This window comes from Spongiibacter sp. (genome assembly GCF_041602295.1).
In the GTDB taxonomy this organism is placed as follows: Bacteria; Pseudomonadota; Gammaproteobacteria; order Pseudomonadales; family Spongiibacteraceae; genus Spongiibacter.
The window spans coordinates 1-16,933 of the sequence record NZ_JBFIGO010000025.1 but is presented as its reverse complement, the minus strand read 5'-3'; the positions used below and the strand labels follow the sequence as shown (position 1 = coordinate 16,933).

The 16,933-nt window shown below is 57.9% G+C and carries 14 protein-coding genes; 7 read left to right on the top strand and 7 right to left on the bottom strand.

What is annotated here, in order from left to right; all coding sequences use genetic code 11:
• The first annotated feature begins 47 nt into the window (after positions 1-47).
• The 3 genes from ABYM29_RS06540 to ABYM29_RS06530 all read left to right on the top strand — a co-directional run bounded on the left by ABYM29_RS06540 (position 48) and on the right by ABYM29_RS06530 (position 4,142).
• Complete coding sequence (locus ABYM29_RS06540; RefSeq protein WP_372863666.1) at positions 48-1,328, top strand: NAD(P)/FAD-dependent oxidoreductase; 1,281 nt, start codon at positions 48-50, stop codon at positions 1,326-1,328.
• A 77-nt stretch (positions 1,329-1,405) separates the two neighbouring features.
• Positions 1,406-3,553, top strand: coding sequence for an acetyl-CoA hydrolase/transferase C-terminal domain-containing protein (locus ABYM29_RS06535; protein WP_372863664.1), 2,148 nt, complete (start codon positions 1,406-1,408; stop codon positions 3,551-3,553).
• A gap of 238 nt (positions 3,554-3,791) precedes the next feature.
• Positions 3,792-4,142, top strand: a complete 351-nt coding sequence (locus tag ABYM29_RS06530) for a hypothetical protein (RefSeq protein WP_372863662.1) — start codon at positions 3,792-3,794, stop codon at positions 4,140-4,142.
• A 101-nt stretch (positions 4,143-4,243) separates the two neighbouring features.
• Here the strand turns inward: ABYM29_RS06530 and ABYM29_RS06525 are convergent, their stop codons facing one another.
• Positions 4,244-6,046: an acyl-CoA dehydrogenase C-terminal domain-containing protein gene (locus ABYM29_RS06525; protein WP_372863660.1), complete on the bottom strand. Its 1,803-nt coding sequence runs from the start codon at positions 6,044-6,046 to the stop codon at positions 4,244-4,246.
• A gap of 360 nt (positions 6,047-6,406) precedes the next feature.
• Here ABYM29_RS06525 and ABYM29_RS06520 point away from each other — a divergent pair, with 360 nt between their 5' ends.
• A complete protein-coding gene (locus ABYM29_RS06520; RefSeq protein WP_372863658.1) occupies positions 6,407-7,528 on the top strand; it encodes an enoyl-CoA hydratase/isomerase family protein in 1,122 nt (373 codons plus the stop codon).
• Here the strand turns inward: ABYM29_RS06520 and ABYM29_RS06515 are convergent, their stop codons facing one another.
• From ABYM29_RS06515 to acnA, 5 genes are all read right to left on the bottom strand, one after another.
• Positions 7,529-8,389 carry an alpha/beta hydrolase gene (locus tag ABYM29_RS06515; RefSeq protein WP_372863656.1) on the bottom strand — a complete coding sequence of 287 codons (861 nt, stop codon included), beginning with the start codon at positions 8,387-8,389 and terminating at the stop codon, positions 7,529-7,531.
• Positions 8,390-8,425: 36 nt separating this feature from the next.
• Positions 8,426-8,605 (bottom strand): hypothetical protein, encoded by a 180-nt coding sequence (locus ABYM29_RS06510; RefSeq protein WP_372863653.1) that lies wholly within the window; start codon positions 8,603-8,605, stop codon positions 8,426-8,428.
• A gap of 26 nt (positions 8,606-8,631) precedes the next feature.
• The gene (locus tag ABYM29_RS06505) at positions 8,632-10,221 is read right to left on the bottom strand and encodes a nitrilase-related carbon-nitrogen hydrolase (protein WP_372863651.1); all 1,590 of its coding nucleotides are present in this window, start codon (positions 10,219-10,221) and stop codon (positions 8,632-8,634) included.
• Between the two features lie 32 nt (positions 10,222-10,253).
• Positions 10,254-10,577: a hypothetical protein gene (locus tag ABYM29_RS06500; protein ID WP_372863648.1), complete on the bottom strand. Its 324-nt coding sequence runs from the start codon at positions 10,575-10,577 to the stop codon at positions 10,254-10,256.
• 78 nt (positions 10,578-10,655) lie between these two features.
• Positions 10,656-13,304: an aconitate hydratase AcnA gene (gene acnA / locus ABYM29_RS06495; RefSeq protein WP_372863645.1), complete on the bottom strand. Its 2,649-nt coding sequence runs from the start codon at positions 13,302-13,304 to the stop codon at positions 10,656-10,658.
• Between the two features lie 410 nt (positions 13,305-13,714).
• On the opposite strand from acnA, the gene ABYM29_RS06490 reads away from it, so the two are divergent.
• Entirely contained in the window at positions 13,715-14,344 is a 630-nt protein-coding gene (locus tag ABYM29_RS06490) for a trimeric intracellular cation channel family protein (protein WP_372863642.1), read from the top strand.
• Here ABYM29_RS06490 and ABYM29_RS06485 read toward each other — a convergent pair.
• A complete protein-coding gene (locus ABYM29_RS06485; protein WP_372863639.1) occupies positions 14,341-15,357 on the bottom strand; it encodes an AraC family transcriptional regulator in 1,017 nt (338 codons plus the stop codon). The two genes, ABYM29_RS06490 and ABYM29_RS06485, sit on opposite strands and share 4 nt — an antisense overlap.
• Before the next feature lie 92 nt (positions 15,358-15,449).
• Between ABYM29_RS06485 and ABYM29_RS06480 the strand changes: the two genes are divergently transcribed.
• Both ABYM29_RS06480 and ABYM29_RS06475 read left to right on the top strand, forming a co-directional pair.
• Complete coding sequence (locus tag ABYM29_RS06480; RefSeq protein WP_372863637.1) at positions 15,450-16,346, top strand: sterol desaturase family protein; 897 nt, start codon at positions 15,450-15,452, stop codon at positions 16,344-16,346.
• Positions 16,347-16,573: 227 nt separating this feature from the next.
• A partial coding sequence (locus tag ABYM29_RS06475; RefSeq protein WP_372863634.1) for a TonB-dependent receptor plug domain-containing protein occupies positions 16,574-16,933 on the top strand: 360 nt, incomplete at its 3' end.

Sequence of the window (16,933 nt, the reverse complement as noted above, 5' to 3'; positions counted from 1 at the left end):
GGCGGTCGTTACCCCATCGATTTTTATTCTCTTGGAGTAGTAGTGTTATGACGAAAAAAATTGTCATTGTGGGAGGAGGTGCCGGGGGGCTGCCGCTGGCCAGCGCCTTGGGTAAAAAACTGGGGCGGGCCGGCAAGGCCGACATTACCTTGGTAGATACCTGTGCCAGCCATATCTGGAAACCGCGCTTTCACGAGGTCGCAACCGGAGCCATTGACGCCGATCTGGATGCGGTGGATTACCGCGCCCACGCCAGGCGCAACCACTATCACTTTGAGCTGGGTCGCATGCAGGGCATCGATCGCGAGCAGCGCAAGCTGATTTTGGCGCCGCACTGCAATGCCGAAGGCGAGGAAGTACTACCGCAGCGCAGCCTCGACTACGATTACTTGGTGTTGGCAATCGGCAGTCAGGGCAATGATTTTAATACGCCGGGGGTGCGTGAACACTGCCTGTTTCTCGACAGTCGCGCGCAGGCCGACCGCTTTCACGAGCGCTTTTTGGACCTGTGTCTGCGCGCTAACCACCGCGCGGAAAACTTGTCGATCGCCATCGTGGGCGGCGGTGCCACCGGTGTGGAGCTGGCCGCGGAGATTCATCACGCGGTCGCCCTGCTCAAGCTCTATGGTCACGAGCAGCTCGATCGCAGCCGCTTACAGGTCGATGTCATCGAGGCCGGGCCGAGCCTGCTGCCAGTGTTAAAGCCGGAGCTGGCGGCCACGGTGAAGGCCGAGCTGGAAAAAATGGGCGTGGCAGTGCATCTGGATACCAAGGTGCAGAGCGCCGATGCCGAGGGCTTTACCACCGCCGATGGCCGGCGTATCGATGCGGATATTCTGGTGTGGGCGGCGGGTATCAAGGCGCCGCCGATGCTGGCGGAATTGGGCCTTGAGCACAATCGCATCAATCAGATTGTGGTAGCACCAACGCTGCTGAGTGAAGATCCCAATGTCTTTGTGATCGGCGATTGCTGCGCCTGTGCGATGGGCGACAATAAATTTATTCCACCGCGGGCCCAGTCGGCGCAGCAAATGGCCAAGCATACCGCCAAAAACCTGCAGCGCCTGTTAGCGGGTAAGCCGCTGGAAGATTTCCGCTACCGCGACCACGGCTCCCTGGTGTCGCTGTCCAATTACACCGCAGTCGGCAGTTTGATGGGCAGCCTGCGCGGCGGCTCGGTATTTGTCGAGGGCTGGTTGGCGCGGATGATGTATATCAGCCTGTATCGCATGCATCAGGTTGCGCTTTACGGCTGGCTGCGCACCGCGATGTTGTTACTTGCCGGGCGTTTTAATCGCCTGTGGCGGCCGCGTCTGAAACTGCACTGAGTCAGTCCAGACGCTGGCGAGAAACTCCCCTGGGTGCTACAACAGGGGAGTTTTTTTATGTCTAGAGGACGGGCCGGGTGACAGAGAGCGTAACGAGTGGCGGCAATGCGGCGGGCGCGGCGCAGTGGCTGAGTGATGAGCAGAGCTGCGTTGAGGCGGTGTGCCGGCGCTTGGGCGATCAGCTGTGTATCGCTCTGCCCTTGGGCTTGGGCAAGCCGGTGGCGCTGATCGACGCGTTTTATCGCCGCGCCTGTCAGCAGCCCAAACTGTCGCTGGAGATCCTCACAGCACTGACGCTGGAGCGGCCCCGCGAGGCAGACCCTGTGCGCGGACGCCTGCTTAATCCGGTGTTTGATCGCCTGTTTGCCCACTACCGTGAACCCTTGTATGCCACCGCCGAGCGGGAGGGCCAGCTGCCGGATAATATTCGCCTGCGGGAATTTTATTTCAAGGCCGGCGCTCGGCTCGGTAACGCCAGCGCCCAGCAGCACTACGTCAGCAGTAATTACAGCCACGCTGCCCGCGATATTGCCGCCCGCGGCGCCAATGTGGTGATGCAGTTGCTGGCGCGCGATGAGCGCGGCCGTTTGAGCATGAGCTGTAACCCCGATACCTCGGTCGAATTACTCAGGCGGCTGCGCGCCGCAGGTGGGCCACTGGTGGTTATTGGTGTTGTTCATCCGGATTTGCCTTTTATGTATGGCGACGCCGAGGTGGACGAGGCCAATTTTGATTATCTACTGGCGGCTGACAGCCAGCGCCACGGCTTGTTCGCGGTGCCGCGGTTGCAGCCCGTACCCGCCGCTGACTATGCCATTGGCCTGCTGGCCAGCAGTCTGGTGAAAGACGGCGGTACCTTGCAATTGGGCATTGGCAGCATGGGCGATGCGATTGTGCAGTCGCTGTTGCTGCGTCAGCAGCGCAATGAGGACTACCGCCAGTTGCTGGCTGAACTGAATGCGGATGCCGGGCTGTCGGATTCGGTGGGCGGGCGCGGCCCCTTTGCGCAGGGCTTGTACGGCGCCACAGAGATGTTTGTTGAGGGCTTCCTGCACTTGTTCGAGGCGGGGATTTTGCGCCGCGAGGTGTACGATTTCTGGGCCTTGCAAAAACTGCTGAACGACGGTCGCTGTCGAGCCGACGCCCTGACCGCCGATTGCCTGCCGGCGATGGCCGAACTCGGTGTGCGCGAGCTGCGCAGCAAGGATTTTGCGACGCTGCAGTACCACGGTTTTTTTCGCGAGGACTGCCGTTATCACGAGGGCTATATTTTCAGTGCGGCTGGCCAGCGCTGTGCGGCCAATCTCGCCAACCCCGATAGTCAGCAGTTTATTGCTGAACATTGCTTGGGCGGCGCGCTGCGCAATGGCAAGGTACTGCACGGCGGTTTTTTCCTGGGCAGTGCGGATTTTTATCAGCGCTTGCGCGATTTGCCGGAAGGCGAGCGCCGGCGCTTGGCCATGTGCGGCGTAGAAAAAATTAATCAGCTAGACCTCAATCCGCGTTTATTTCGCGCCCAGCGCCGCGATGCGCGTTTTATCAATACCGGTCTCAATGTCAGTCTGAATGGCGCGGTGGCCTCGGATACCTTGGAAAATGGTCAAGTCATTTCCGGGGTGGGGGGGCAGTACAATTTTGTGGCGATGGCCCATCAGTTGCAAACCGGGCGCTCGATATTGATGATTCGTGCTTGCCGTGAAGGCCGCGACGGCCCGCAATCAAATATTCTCCAGCAATATGGTGCCTGCACCATCCCTCGGCATTTACGCGATATTGTGATTAGTGAATACGGGATTGCCGATTTGCGCGGTAAGTCTGATGCCGAGGTGGCGGCAGCGCTGATTGCCATTGCCGATAGCCGTTTTCAGCCCGACTTAATTCGTCAGGCGCAGCGGGCGGGTAAGCTAGCTGCCGATTTTGTGTTGCCGGAATCACAGCGGCGGAATACGCCGGCGAAAATTGCGGCCTTGATTGCTGATGCCGAGCGGCGCGGGCTGTGTCCGCGCTATCCTCTGGGCTGTGACTTCAGTGAGGCTGAACTGGCCGCCGCGGCGATACTGATGCGCATTAACGCGATGGGTCCAGTTGAACGCTGTCGGACACTGCTTAAACGACGGCAACACGACGGGCTGGGTGATGAACGACTCGCGGTGCTCGGCTTAGAGCATCCAGAGGGGGGCAAAATGCGTTTGCTGCGACGGCTGATACTTAACTTAACAGATTGAAGCTGTCGATCTGTTCACGTTTTGAGTAATTTGTATGGCGTGATCGCCCGCTAGGAAGTGCCGATAACTGCTTGAATGAAGGCTAAATATAGTCGTTAGCGATAGCTGAGTAAGGGAAAATGCCAGCTGATGAGAGGGGGTGTTTCCGCTATTGTTACCCCAACAGGAAAAGTTCAGCTGTAGTCCTTCAGGGATGATTGTCAGCGCAGCTATTTAGATAATAACAGTGGGTGGATTTATGAAAACAGTCTTCGCAATGAGCGCCTTACTCGCCGGCTTTAGCCTGTCTTCGCTGTGCCAGGCCGCCGAACCTGAGCAATGTCTCGACTGGAAAGTAGAGACGCACACCTCGGTGTCTAAATCCTCCAGCTGTGCCTATTATATGCGCGACAAGGTATCGACGCGCTTTCTGGTGAAAAATCATTGTGATAGCAATGTCAGCGGGGTGTTTAGTTACACCCGTGAAGATGCGGTGCGGCCGCTGAGCGTACAGGCTTTCGAAGTGGCTCCGGGTGCCATTGAGGAAGTGGCCAACCCCTGTGACGAAGCCGGTGATTGGCGTGTACAGGTGTCGCAGGTCAGTTATTAGTTTTGCCCCGAGGCTTCGTTTAACGCTAGTAAGTATCGAGATAGGGTGAAAAAAAAGGCGCTGCCAGCGATGGCAGCGCCTTTTTTGTAGTGATGGCTAGCTTAGCGCAGCGCGAAGCGCACAGGGTCCATGCCCATAACGCTCTCAGTGCTGCTGTCCATCGTCGCCGCATAGGCCTTGGCGCGGGGCAGCAAACGGCTGAAGTAGAACTCAGCGGTTTCCAGCTTGGCCTGGTAGAAGTCGCTGTCGCCCTCGCCCGCGGCGAGCTTGGTGGCGGCGACTTCGGCCATCATTGCCCAGTAGTAGGCCATAGACAGATAGCCCGAGTACATCAGGAAATCGAAGGACGCGGCGGCGACCGCGTCGCGATTGCGCGAGGCGCGCGCAACCATTTTAATCGTTTTCCAGTTCAGGCCGAGCGTATAGCCGATCAGCTTGGCGCTGTAGCGGCGGCGCTTGCCGGTGAGCAGGTTTTTGAAGCCAAATTTGTACAGCTTTTTGCTGAAGCCGGCGTAGAGTTTGAAACCGTCCAGTACAACTTTACGGCCGATCAGGTCCATGGCCTGAATGCCGGTCGTGCCCTCGTACATGGTGGCGATACGCGCGTCGCGGTAGATCTGCTCCATGCCGTGCTCAGTGATAAAGCCGTGGCCGCCGAATACCTGCATGGCATTGCTGGCCGACTCCAGGCCGGTTTCGGTCAAGAAGGCCTTGAGGATTGGCGTCAGGAAACCCAGTTCATTTTCGGCGGCGTCGCGCTCTTCTTGCGTGGCGGCGTGCACCATGACGTCAGAGTACTTTGCGGCGTCGTAAATCATCGCGCGACCACCTTCGGCGTAGGCGCGCGCGGTGAGCAGCATGCGGCGTACGTCGGCGTGGTGAATGATGGCGTCACCCGCTTTGTCAGGGTTTTTCGTGCCGGACAAAGAACGCATTGAGTGGCGGTCCATGGCGTAGGGCCAGGCGTTCTGGTAGGCCAGCTCGGAGGCCGCCAGACCTTGAATCGCGGTGCCGATGCGGGCGGTGTTCATAAAGGTAAACATTGCGGCCAGGCCTTCGTTTTCCTTGCCCAGCATATAACCGGTGGCGTCGTCGAAGTTGATCACGCAGGTCGCGTTGCCGTGAATACCCATTTTCTTTTCAATGCTGCCACAGGAAACACCGTTGCGCTCGGTGATATTGCCTTCGGCATCAGACAGGAATTTGGGCACGATAAACAGCGAAATGCCTTTGGTGCCTTCCGGCGCGCCGGGCGTGCGGGCCAGCACAATGTGCACGATGTTTTCGGCCAGGTCGTGTTCGCCGGCAGAGATGAAGATTTTGGTGCCGGTCAGCTTGTAGCTGCCGTCAGCCTGAGGCTCGGCCTTGGATTTCATCTGGCCGAGATCAGAGCCGCAATGGGGTTCGGTCAGACACATGGTGCCAGTCCAAGTCGCTTCGCAGAGCTTGCTGAGGTAAAGACCCTTTTGCTCTTCGGTGCCGTGCACGTAGAGGGTATTCATGGCGCCCAAGCTCAAGCCGGGGTACATGCCCCAGCTCCAGTTGGCGGTGCCGACCAGCTCGGACTTGATCAGGCCCAGCGACATCGGCAGGCCTTGGCCGCCGTATTCGGCGGGGTGAGACAGGCCCTGCCAGCCGCCTTCTACCCACAGGTCATAGGCTTCTTTAAAGCCGGGGGGAGTGGTGACTTCACCGTCTTTCCAGACGCAGCCGTGTTCGTCGCCGCTCTGGTTAAGGGGGGCCAATACTTCTTCAGAAAACTTTGCCGCCTCGCTGACAATGGCGTCGATCATGTCTGGGCTGGCTTCTTCGCCGCCGGGGATCTGGGCGTAGTGCGCTTGATAGTCGAGCACGTCGTTGATTACAAAATCGATATCGCGTACCGGGGCCTTGTAAATTGTCATGGCTGCCTCGCAGTGGTTGTTCGCTTACAAAGGAATTCCGAGTACAGGGAATTCAGTAGGTGACGGAGCATAACGAATGCACTGCGGTGACAAATTGGCCGTGACTACCAATAAAAAATGACAGTTGGGTCAATGTCGGCACTGGTGTTTTGGTATGTCTTCATTAAATTTCCAGGTATGCCGGGGCGTTAGCGCCGTTTTTGCCGGTTGTGGGCGAGGCCATGGCACAAAATGCGGGTTGTGGAAGTGAAAAGATTTTTGTCGGCCCCTTAACCGTTCTGGAGAGGCGGTAGGGCTTGAGTGACATGGGTTGTGGGGGGATACTTGGGGGATCACAGTGTTGCTAGCCGAGAAGCCGACATGCACGTTGATTTTTCGATTTGCCTGGAACGACACGCGCTGCCCGCTGGCGGGTATTTGGCGCAGCTGACTCTCAATGCCCCGGCGCGGCACAATGCGATTAGCCCTGAAATGGCTGAGCGCTTGTATCACAGCCTGTTGCTGCTCAGAGAAGACAGTGAGGCGGTGGCGGTATTTCTCGACGGTGCCGGTAGCAAGGGCTTTTGCGCCGGCGCGGATGCCCAGCGTATGTTGGCATCGGCCCTGGCCAACCCCGGTGGGGCTGCGGTGGAAGCTGAGGCTTTTCTCTGCTGTGAATATATCTCTGCCTTTCTGATTCATACCTTCCCCAAGCCGATTATTTGCTGGGCTGACGGCGGGGTGATGGGCGCTGGCTTGGGGCTGATGGCCGGTGCCAGTCACCGCATCGTGACCGAAAACAGTCGACTGTCGGCCCCCGAGGCCAGTATCGGTCTGCTGCCCAATGCGGGCGCTGGCTGGTATTTGGGGCAGATGCCCGGGCATACGGGTTTGTTTGCCGCACTCAGTGGTATAGAGCTTGGTGCCGCTGATGCGCTTTATGCGGGCTTGGCGGATTACTGTTGGGCGTCAGAGGCCAAGCAGACCTTGCTGCGCAATCTATTGCATCTGCCGTGGTGCGATGAGGATGCCAGCAACCACGAAATGCTTACTGATGCGCTCACTGACTGGGAGGTCGAACAGGGGATTAGCTTGCGCCACGCACCGCTGAAGTCTCATCGGCAGTGGATTGATCAGCACTGCGAACCACACTGTCCAAGGCAGTTGTTGGACGCGCTAAGCTGCGCTGCGGCTGATGATCCTTGGCTGTCAGCGGCCTTACAAAGTGCGCGGCGCGGCGCCGCCAGTGCGCAGAAATTAATTGTCAGGCAGTTTCAGAGTTGCCGAGGTTTGGGTTTGGCAGAGGTTTTTCGCCTGGAGATGATATTGGCGGCAAATCGCCTGCGGGACCCGGAGTTTGCCGAAGGTGTGCGGGCGCGCTTTAAAGATGGCGACCAAGATCCGCATTGGTGCTACAGCAGTGTCGACGAGGTGCCCGATGAAGAAATCGAGGCACTGTTTATCTCGCCCTGGGCGCAACACCCCCTGGCGGCGCTTGCCTGATTAAGCGCCGCTGCTGACTTCTTCTGCGGGGATATGGCCACAACCAAGCCCCGCTTCCAGTTGTTGGTCTATCCAGCGATCCAGGGTGTCGAGGATCTGACTGCGCTGCCGTTTAATCCCGCTAAATGCCAGTAGCGGTGCTGCGTGGCCGCCGGGGCTAATCATCAGCTCTACGTCGCTGCCGGCGGCGCTAAGCGATTCGGCCAGGCGCAGGCTGTTGCGCGCGCCTACGGTGCGGTCGTCGCGGCCGTGTACTAATAGTGCTGGTGGGCGCGACGGCGCGACGAAATTAATCGGATTGCCCCGCGGGTAATTGTGGCTGGGGCCAAAAATGGCCGCTACTTTGTCTTCCTTGGGCGGTAAAAAGTCGTAGGGGCCGGACAAACCAAAAAAACCGCGTATCCATGTTGGGCTGCCGCCCGCGGCGGCTAAATAGCGCTCGTCTAAGGCGAGCATCACCGCGCTGTGGGCACCGGCTGAGTGGCCGCCAATAAAAATACGTTGCGGATCGCCGCCGTAGTCGGCGGCGATTCGTCTCAGGGTGGCAAGGGCCGTGGCGGCGTCGTCAATAAATGCCGGAAAGCGGACTTCGGGGTATAGCCGGTAACTGATGATGGCGGCGAGGTAGCCGCGCTGGGCTAAGGCTTCGCCGACAAAACGGTAGTCGGCGCGCTCGCCATCTGACCAGTAGCCACCGTGAATGAACATGACCACCGGCAGCGGTTGGCGACCCTTTCCCCGGTAGAGATCAATGCGTTGGCGGGGGTGTTCTCCGTAACGGATATCCCGGTGCCGCTGGGTATGGGGGTTTAGGGAAAGGACATTGAGTAGGCGCAGCGCATAGCCAGTTACAGAAGGCATAGTGATAGAAATTCCTGAGGTGGCAGTGGTGGCAGCTTAGGACGTGAGGTGCTTGATCAGTGCCAGCACAATCCCCACGGCCACCAGTGGCAGTATCCAGCGACTGAGTCGCTGCTGCTGTTCTACGCTGGTTTTGGGGGCGTATTTCTCAATAATTGGCAACAGCACAAACAGCGAAATGAACAGCAGCCCAATGATGGTGAACAGGGTGGTCATGTCTTCTCCTGGTGGCTTCGCTTAGGTTATTGGCCCCGCCATTTAACTTGGTAGAGATCGTGGCGGCGGTCGCGCAGGTTTTGTACTGTGCCACTGTTGCGGGCGACGTGCAGGCTTTCCGGGCGCAGGTCGGCAATCGCCACGGTTTCCACATTGGGGGTGGTATCTGCGGCGATGCCGTCTCGGGCGAAGGAGAAGTCGCAGGGTGTAAGTATGCAGCTTTGTGCGTACTGAATATCCATATTGGACACATTGGGCAGGTTGCCGACGTTGCCAGACATCACCACGTAAATCTGGTTTTCAACTGCGCGCGCCTGACAACAATAGCGCACGCGCATATAGCTTTGGCGCTCGTCGGTACAGAAGGGCACAAACAGTATTTGCGCGCCCTGGTTGACCAAGTGTCGTGCCAATTCGGGAAATTCAGAGTCATAGCAAATCAACACGCCGATCGGGCCGCAGTCCGTGTCGATGGCGTGCAGGCTGCTGCCCCCCTCTATATTCCACCAAAACACTTCGTTGGGGGTGGGGTGGATTTTGGGCTGCTCGTCGATACGGCCGTCGCGATGAAAGACGTAGGAAATGTTTTCTACCCGGCCGTTGGGGACGCGTGTCGGGTGGGAGCCGCCGATAATATTGATGTTATAGCGAACCGCCAGGTCTTGCATGGCCTCGCGGTAGCGCGGGGTATATTTGGTCAGCGCTTCAATGGACTCAGCCGGGCTCAGCTCCTGATCTTCAATGGACAGCAGCTGCAGGGTGATCAGCTCCGGGAATACGACAAAGTCGCCCTTGTAGTCGGCGACCACGTCGACGAAATATTCAACAAAGGACATGAATTCGCTAAACGACTGTACCTTGCGCTGCATGTATTGCACGGTGCCCACGCGAATGGTGTCAGGTTGACGGCCGCCGTAGTTTTTGCGCTGCGACGGGCTGATGTCGCGGTCGATTTTGGGGTTGTGCCAGCGCAGATGGGCGCCATAGCCCAGCGAGTCCCGGTCGCTGCTCAGGTAGTTTTCCACGACGCCAAGCACCTCAAAACCATTGCCAATCTGAAATGACAGCACGGGGTCGCGGGCCTGTTTGTTGACCACCGCCTCCAGGTAGGCCTCGGCGCTGCCAAAACGGCGTATGCGTTTGGCCAGGCCGGGTAGGCGCCCCACAAAGACAATCCCTTTGAGCTGCAGCGATTCGCAGAGCTTTTTGCGAGCGTTGTACAGGCGCTGACCGATGCGGTAGCCGCGTACATTTTTGTCTACGCATACCTCCATGCCGTAAAGCCATTCGCCATTGGGATCGTGGCGGGTGCCATAGCCATTGGCAGTGATCGATTCCCAGCTGTGGGGTTTCAGACAGACGTCACCGCTGACCCGGAAGGTTGCGCAGTAGCCGACGATGTCCTCGTCGAGGGTGACCACGAATTTGCCTTCCGGGAAGTGGTTGAGTTGGCCGCGGAGCTCGGCGGCGGAATAGGGGTCGATACCGGTGCCGCTGTATACGCGTTGCGACAGTGCGATAATGCCGGGGATATCACTGCGCTGGGCGCCTCTAACATGCAGGCGTTTGCCCGAAGCGGTCAGCTTGGTGCCGCTTCGTGTTGGGTTTGCTACCATTGTCGAGCTCTCGTATTGGCGGTGTAGTGTGGCTATTCGTCGCTTTTTTCGCTGCTGGCGGCGCGGCGTTTAGTGGGTGATTTGCGCGCGGGCTTGGTTTTTTCTGCGGTTTTTTCTGTGCTTTTTTCGCTATCGCGTTTACTGGCAAAGCCGCTGACCGTGCGCAATAGTCGAGTCGTTACGTCCAGCGTTTTCATTCCTTCGGTGAAGGCCGTTTTAGCGATCTGCTGGACCATTTCCGTATCACCTTCAGTAATACGTTTTTGCACCGAGTCCCAAATCGGCTGCATATCCGGTAGGCCAATCAGGCGCCGAAGTTCTTCGGGTTCTATTTCCAGTTCCAGATGTACTTTCATTCAGTGGGGCTCCCTGTCGATATGCTGAGTATGCCATTGGCGGCGCGCGGGTCAATCACTTGCTGAGCTCTGAACCGCCTATTTTTGTAGTTGTGCCAACACGTATGGCAGGATTCCACCGTGGCTAAAGTATTCGGCTTCTTGCTGGGTGTCGATGCGACTGCGTCCCAGTACTTCGTGGCGACTGCCGTCGGTGCGCGACAGGACAATGCGCAGGGTCTGTTTGGGGGCGAGCTTGTCATCGCAGGGAATGATGTCGACCTCTTCCAAGCCGTTGAGATCGAGCATCGGTAAGCGGACTTCTGGATCCAGCTCGATGGGGAGTACCCCCATACCAATCAGATTGGAGCGATGGATGCGCTCAAAACTCTCGGCAATGACGGCGCGCACACCTAGCAACAGGGTACCCTTGGCGGCCCAGTCGCGGCTAGACCCCGTGCCGTATTGCTTACCGGCGATAATCACCAAGGGCGTATTGTGTGCGCGGTATTTTTCGGCGGCGTTAAAGATTGGCAGTATATCGCTGCCGTTGGCGGCCAGCGTGTAGCCACCTTCTCTGTCGACCATTAAGTTTTTCAGGTTGGGGTTGGCAAAGGTGCCGCGTAGCATAACTTCGTGGTTGCCGCGCCGGGAGCCATAGGAGTTAAAATCCCGAGGAGCAATACCCAGGCTCTGTAGGTAATGACCAGCGGGGCTTTGTTCGGCAATTTTTCCGGCCGGGGATATATGGTCGGTGGTGATACTGTCGCCAAACAGGCCGATTACCCGCGCACCACGCAGGCTCTGCAGTGACGCTTGCGGGGCGCTGACGGTGTCGAAAAAGTTGGGTAGCCGGATATAGCTGGAATCGGCTTGCCATTGGTAGGTGTTGCCGTCCGCGACGGATAATTTTTGCCATTCCTCGGTACCCTGAAACAGGTCGCTGTAGGCATCTCGGTACATGCTGCCACTGACAATTTTACGGATTTGTTGAATGTCCGCCGTGCTCGGCCACAGGTCTTTGAGAAACACCTGGTTGCCGTGATTGTCTTTGGCGATAGCGTCGTTTTGCAGATCGATCAGCGTGGTGCCGGCCAGGGCAAAGGCGACCACTAGTGGTGGCGAGGCCAGCCAACTGGCTTTCACTTGTGGATGAATGCGTCCTTCAAAGTTGCGATTACCCGACAATACTGCGGATACCAACATGCCGTGGCTGTCGATCGCCTCGGCGACCGGTTCGGGAAGTGGTCCGGAGTTGCCGATACAGGTTGTGCAGCCGTAGCCGACAATATCAAAACCCAGGGAGTCGAGGTCTTCTTGCAGGCCGCTGTCGGCCAAGTATTGGCTGACGACTTTAGAGCCGGGCGCCAGCGAGGTTTTGACCCAGGGTTTTACCCGCAGGCCGAGTTGTCGGGCTTTGCGTGCGACAAGGCCAGCGGCGATCATGACATCGGGATTGGAGGTGTTTGTGCAACTGGTAATCGCCGCAATCACCACATCGCCATGGCCAAGCGTTTCACCCATATCGGGAATATCGACCCGCTCGCTGGCATCGCGGCCTTTGTCGGCGATGAAGCGGGACATGGCATGGTTCAGGTCGCGCAGGGGAACCCGGTCCTGGGGGCGGCTGGGTCCTGCCACACTGGCTTCGACGGTGTCGAGGTCCAGGCTTAGCGCATGACTGAATACCGGTTGATCGCCGGGGTTTCGCCACAACCCCTGCACTTTGCAATAGGCCTCGGTAAGGGCAATGGTGTCGGCGCTACGGCCGGACAGTTTTAAATAGGCCAGGGTGGCCTCGTCCACCGGGAAGTAGCCACAGGTGGCGCCGTATTCAGGGGCCATATTGGCGATAGTGGCGCGGTCGGCCACGCTGAGTTCGGCCAGGCCATCGCCGTAGAATTCGACAAACTTGCCGACGACGCCTTCGCGGCGCAGGATTTCTACCACGGTGAGCACCAGGTCCGTGGCGGTAACACCTTCTTGCAGGCTGCCGCGCATTTCGACGCCGACCACTTCTGGCAGCATCATCGAATAGGGCTGCCCGAGCAGAGCGGCCTCCGCCTCGATGCCGCCAACCCCCCAACCCAATACGCCAAGGCCGTTGACCATTGGCGTGTGGCTGTCAGTACCCAGTACGGTATCCGGGTAGGCGAGAGGGCCCTCGGCGTCTTCCCCTTGGAAGACGACCTGCGCGAGATATTCCAGATTGACTTGGTGACATATGCCCGTCCCTGGCGGCACGACACGGAAGTTCGTGAATGCCGACTGCCCCCATTTGAGGAAGCGGTAGCGCTCGATATTGCGCTCCATTTCTTTAGCGACATTTTCTTTAAAGGCCAGTGCAGAACCAAACTGATCGACCGTTACGGAATGGTCTATAACCAAGTCCACCGGTATTTGCGGATTGATTACCGATACGTCACCACCACGCCGGGCTACTGCGTCGCGCATGGCGGCCAGGTCGACAATGGCCGGCACGCCGGTGAAGTCCTGCATGAGCACTCGCGCTGGCGAAAAGTTGACATCGCCACCGCCTGCCGCCGTGTCGGCCCAGCGGCTCAGTGCATCGATAATGCTGTCGTCTACCCGCAGCCCGTCGTAGTGGCGCAGCTGGTTTTCCAACAGAATTTTCAGCGACTTGGGCAGTTGGCTAACGCTGCCGCAATCGAGTTTTTGCAGGTCGTAGTAGCGGTAGATTTTACCATTACAAGGTAGTTCTGAGAGCCAGGATGCTTGGCGGTTCATGAATGACTCCTTGGTCGCCATTACCGTAGTTGCTCCATTTACCCTAGCACAACCTCCGGGGCTTGATAGTGGCTCAGTGCCGGTAACAAGGGGCTTGTTAGCATGGCGGTGCCGGGCTAGCCTTGCCGGTATCTGCGAGGTCATTCCCGGCAAGGCTAAACACCGCCCGACATGCCTCTAAATTGTGAGGGCTACAGCCATCCAGGCGCCGCCGATCAGCGACGGTTTGTTAGCGCGGGTATTTTTGGTGGGTTTGTCGCAAGGAATTCATGGTGGTGCCGCCAGGCCGTGGTTGGCGGGGCTGGCATTTTTTATGGGACGCCGCCGCGACAGCCGGCGGCTGAGGTGCCGTGTTGACGTTGTCGCATGCGCCGCTGACGCCGGGGCGCAAGCGAGTTAGGGAGCTGGGTGTGTCTTCATCGATGATTGTTTTTCTCGACTTTTTTGGTATAGCGGTGTTTGCGATGTCTGGCGCACTCACGGCCGGGCAGAAGCGTTTGGATATATTTGGTGTAATGGTGGTGGCGCTGATCACCTGCCTGGGCGGCGGCACGCTGCGCGATGTGATTCTTGGCGCGCAGCCGGTGGTTTGGGTTGCCAATACGGCCTACCTCTATGTCGGCTTGGGGTCGGCTTTGCTGGCCTTTGTGCTGGCGCGATTTTGGCACCTGCCGCTGCGCAGCCTAGAGGTCTGCGACGCTATTGGCTTGGCATTTTTTACCTTGGCCGGGATTCAGAAAGCCCAAATGTTGGGGCACGGCGCCGATATTGCGTTGTTGATGGGGTTGATGACCGGCGTGGCCGGCGGCATTTTGCGCGATGTGCTCTGCAATGAAATTCCGCTGATTTTTCACCGGGAGATCTACGCGACGGCGGCACTGGCCGGTGGTGGCCTCTTCCTGTTGTTGCAGGCCTTGGCCGTGGATGGCGGTCTGGCTCTTTTACTGGGAATGGCCACGATTTTACTGCTGCGTCTTACCGGCATCTTCCTCGGCTTGTCACTACCGCCGTTTTTGTTTAGCTATCGCCGGTCTGGTTAGAGGCGCTGTGGCCCTTGCCGGCGAAATTGCGCCGGGCTGAGACCGGTCCAGTTTTTAAAGGCGCGGCTAAAAGCGCTCTGTTCTGAAAAGCCCAGCAGGGCGGCGACTTCACTCAATTGTAAGCGCGGGTCGGCGAGGTAGTCGTTCGCCAGTTGCTGGCGGGTTTGCTGCAGCAGCTGACGGAAGTTGCAGCCCTCGGCGGCCAGGCGGCGGTGAAGGTGGCGCACGGAGGTGTGGAGTTCGTCGGCGATACGCGCGGCGCTGGCGGGCCCCTCGCGCAATTGGCCGACTAACATCTGTTGTACCTGCCGGGCTAAATCTTTGCCGTGTTGTTGCTCCAAGCTGTCCAGCAGGGCGCCAGCCTGCTCTTCCAGTATGGCGATTAACGCCGGGTCGGCGGTGCGCAGCGGAGTGTTGAGCAGACTCAGCGAGATGCTCACTCGGGTTTCTTGGTGATCAAAACTTACCGGGCAGCCAAACCAGCGTTCGTAGGGACCGATATCTGCCGGGCGGGGGTTAATAAACTCGACGCGCATTGGGCTGGCATCGGGCTGGTTGGTGATGTCCCGACAAAACTGCAATAGCGCGGCGATGGCCGTTTCATCGACCAGCGCACCGGGTCGACCGTTTTCTGCGCTCCAGCACAAGTCAACGTGGTCGCCGGTGTGCTGCAGTTGCATTGGGTTCACGTCGTAGATCAGTCGGTGATAGCGCTCCATACGCTGCAGGGCGCCGGCTACGCTGCCGCAGGCCAGTAGTACATAGCCGAGCACGCCGAGGTGGCGGGGGCTAATACGCTGGCCGAGGTGGAGGCCCAGCAAGGGGTCATGCAGTGCCTCAGCGGCACGTTGCAGATGTTCACGCCAGCGCAGTACCGGGTAGCGGCCGACCCCCTGAGGGCGCGGTGAGCCCAGCAATGCTTCTGCATCGACTCCCAGCTCATCGAGGTGCTCATAGAGCAACTGCACATAGGTGTGGGGAACAACAGCGCTGTGGAGGTTGGTGTGGCTCATAACATGTCCGAAATAGTCAAATACATGTCGTTTGTCGTCAATCATAATCCCTGGCAGCCGGGAATAATAGTGAAAAGAATACGGAGCCACATATGTTGAATGAGATCATTAACCAGACCCACGCCATCTTCGGCCCCCATGTCGATTGGAAGCAGATGGTGTTGATGGCTGCCACGCCGATTTTTTTATTGGCGTTTGCGGTGGAGCTGTACGTGCGCAAACAAAACGGCCCGGAGCACCGCATGTGGTCGCAGTTTGACTGGCGCGAAATTGTGACCAACCTCGGATTGGGCGGGGTTTATCAAGTGATTGAATTGCTGCTGCATATCGCTATCACCGGAGCGCTTATTTTATGGATTTATGAGTTTCGCCTGTTTGATATTCCGGTGAATGGCTGGACCATTGTGCCACTGTTTGTTGGCATGGAGTTCTGTTACTACTGGTTTCACCGCGCCAGCCACCGCATACGCTGGTTTTGGAGCGCTCATGTGGTGCATCACTCTAGCGAAACTATGAATATGACCACCGCCATGCGTCAGGGGCTACTCTATTCGGTAACGGGCTGGTGGCTGTTCTTTATGCCACTGGTGTTGCTGGGCGTTCACCCCGGCGTGGTGTTTACCTTGTATGCCGTGAATTTGTTCTATCAGTACTTTATTCACACCGAGGCGGTGGGCAAGCTCCACCCCTGGTTGGAGTTCTGGTTTAACACGCCCAGTGCTCACCGGGTGCACCACGGTCGCAACCCTGAATATATCGACCGTAACTACGGTGGCGTGTTGATTATTTTTGATCGGATGTTCGGTACCTATACCGAGGAGCGCGATGATAACCCTGTTGAGTATGGCATTGTCGACCAGATCTACAGCCACAATATCCTTACCCTGAACTTCCACGAGTTTAGGGCGATGTGGCGCGATGTGTTTGCCGCCGGCAGCTTTACCGGTGGCCTGAAGCAGTTGTTTTTGCCGCCGAAGTGGGATCGTTAAGCACCATTTCTGCTCTGCCTGCGCGGCGACTGCTGTCCGCGCAGATTCCTTCCTGAGTTCGTCCCGATGGCTGTTGATATGCGTCGACCGCGGTAACGCCGCGGTTGGCGAACGCAAATGTCTGCAAAACTGGTCTATTTTGATGTGTAGTAGTGCTGGTGGGAATCATAGTATTTCTAGGTATTGCCGTCGCGAAAAACAATAACACCAGTTTGGGAAATCGAATTATGAAAAAGCCATCTCCTGTGTCGTTACTCTCTGCACTCTTTGTCGGGCTGTCTGCGCCCTCGGCGCTAGCGGAAAAAAATCCGCTGGTTCTGGAAGAGGTGGTGGTTACCGCACAGAAAAAGGCAGAGAGCCTTCAGGACACGCCCATTGCGCTGGATGCTTTCGGTGAGCAGGCGCTGGAGCGCGAGGGTATAGGCAATGTTGGCGATCTTGCCAACAATGTGCCGGCGATGACCATTCAGCCTTTTCCCATTAATACCACGACCTTGCGTATTTATATTCGCGGTATTGGTTTGATCGACGCGCAAATTACTCAGGACCCGCCGGTTGGGGTGTATGTCGATGGCGCCTATATCGCG

What these genes read in the sequence shown, in the direction of transcription:
- ABYM29_RS06480 (WP_372863637.1), top strand. Translation starts at nt 15,450, where the DNA reads ATGTTGAATGAGATCATTAACCAGACCCACGCCATCTTCGGCCCCCAT.
- ABYM29_RS06505 (WP_372863651.1), bottom strand. Translation starts at nt 10,221, where the DNA reads ATGGTAGCAAACCCAACACGAAGCGGCACCAAGCTGACCGCTTCGGGC.
- ABYM29_RS06525 (WP_372863660.1), bottom strand. Translation starts at nt 6,046, where the DNA reads ATGACAATTTACAAGGCCCCGGTACGCGATATCGATTTTGTAATCAAC.
- ABYM29_RS06540 (WP_372863666.1), top strand. Translation starts at nt 48, where the DNA reads ATGACGAAAAAAATTGTCATTGTGGGAGGAGGTGCCGGGGGGCTGCCG.
- ABYM29_RS06515 (WP_372863656.1), bottom strand. Translation starts at nt 8,389, where the DNA reads ATGCCTTCTGTAACTGGCTATGCGCTGCGCCTACTCAATGTCCTTTCC.
- ABYM29_RS06530 (WP_372863662.1), top strand. Translation starts at nt 3,792, where the DNA reads ATGAAAACAGTCTTCGCAATGAGCGCCTTACTCGCCGGCTTTAGCCTG.
- ABYM29_RS06520 (WP_372863658.1), top strand. Translation starts at nt 6,407, where the DNA reads ATGCACGTTGATTTTTCGATTTGCCTGGAACGACACGCGCTGCCCGCT.
- acnA (WP_372863645.1), bottom strand. Translation starts at nt 13,304, where the DNA reads ATGAACCGCCAAGCATCCTGGCTCTCAGAACTACCTTGTAATGGTAAA.
- ABYM29_RS06500 (WP_372863648.1), bottom strand. Translation starts at nt 10,577, where the DNA reads ATGAAAGTACATCTGGAACTGGAAATAGAACCCGAAGAACTTCGGCGC.
- ABYM29_RS06485 (WP_372863639.1), bottom strand. Translation starts at nt 15,357, where the DNA reads ATGAGCCACACCAACCTCCACAGCGCTGTTGTTCCCCACACCTATGTG.
- ABYM29_RS06510 (WP_372863653.1), bottom strand. Translation starts at nt 8,605, where the DNA reads ATGACCACCCTGTTCACCATCATTGGGCTGCTGTTCATTTCGCTGTTT.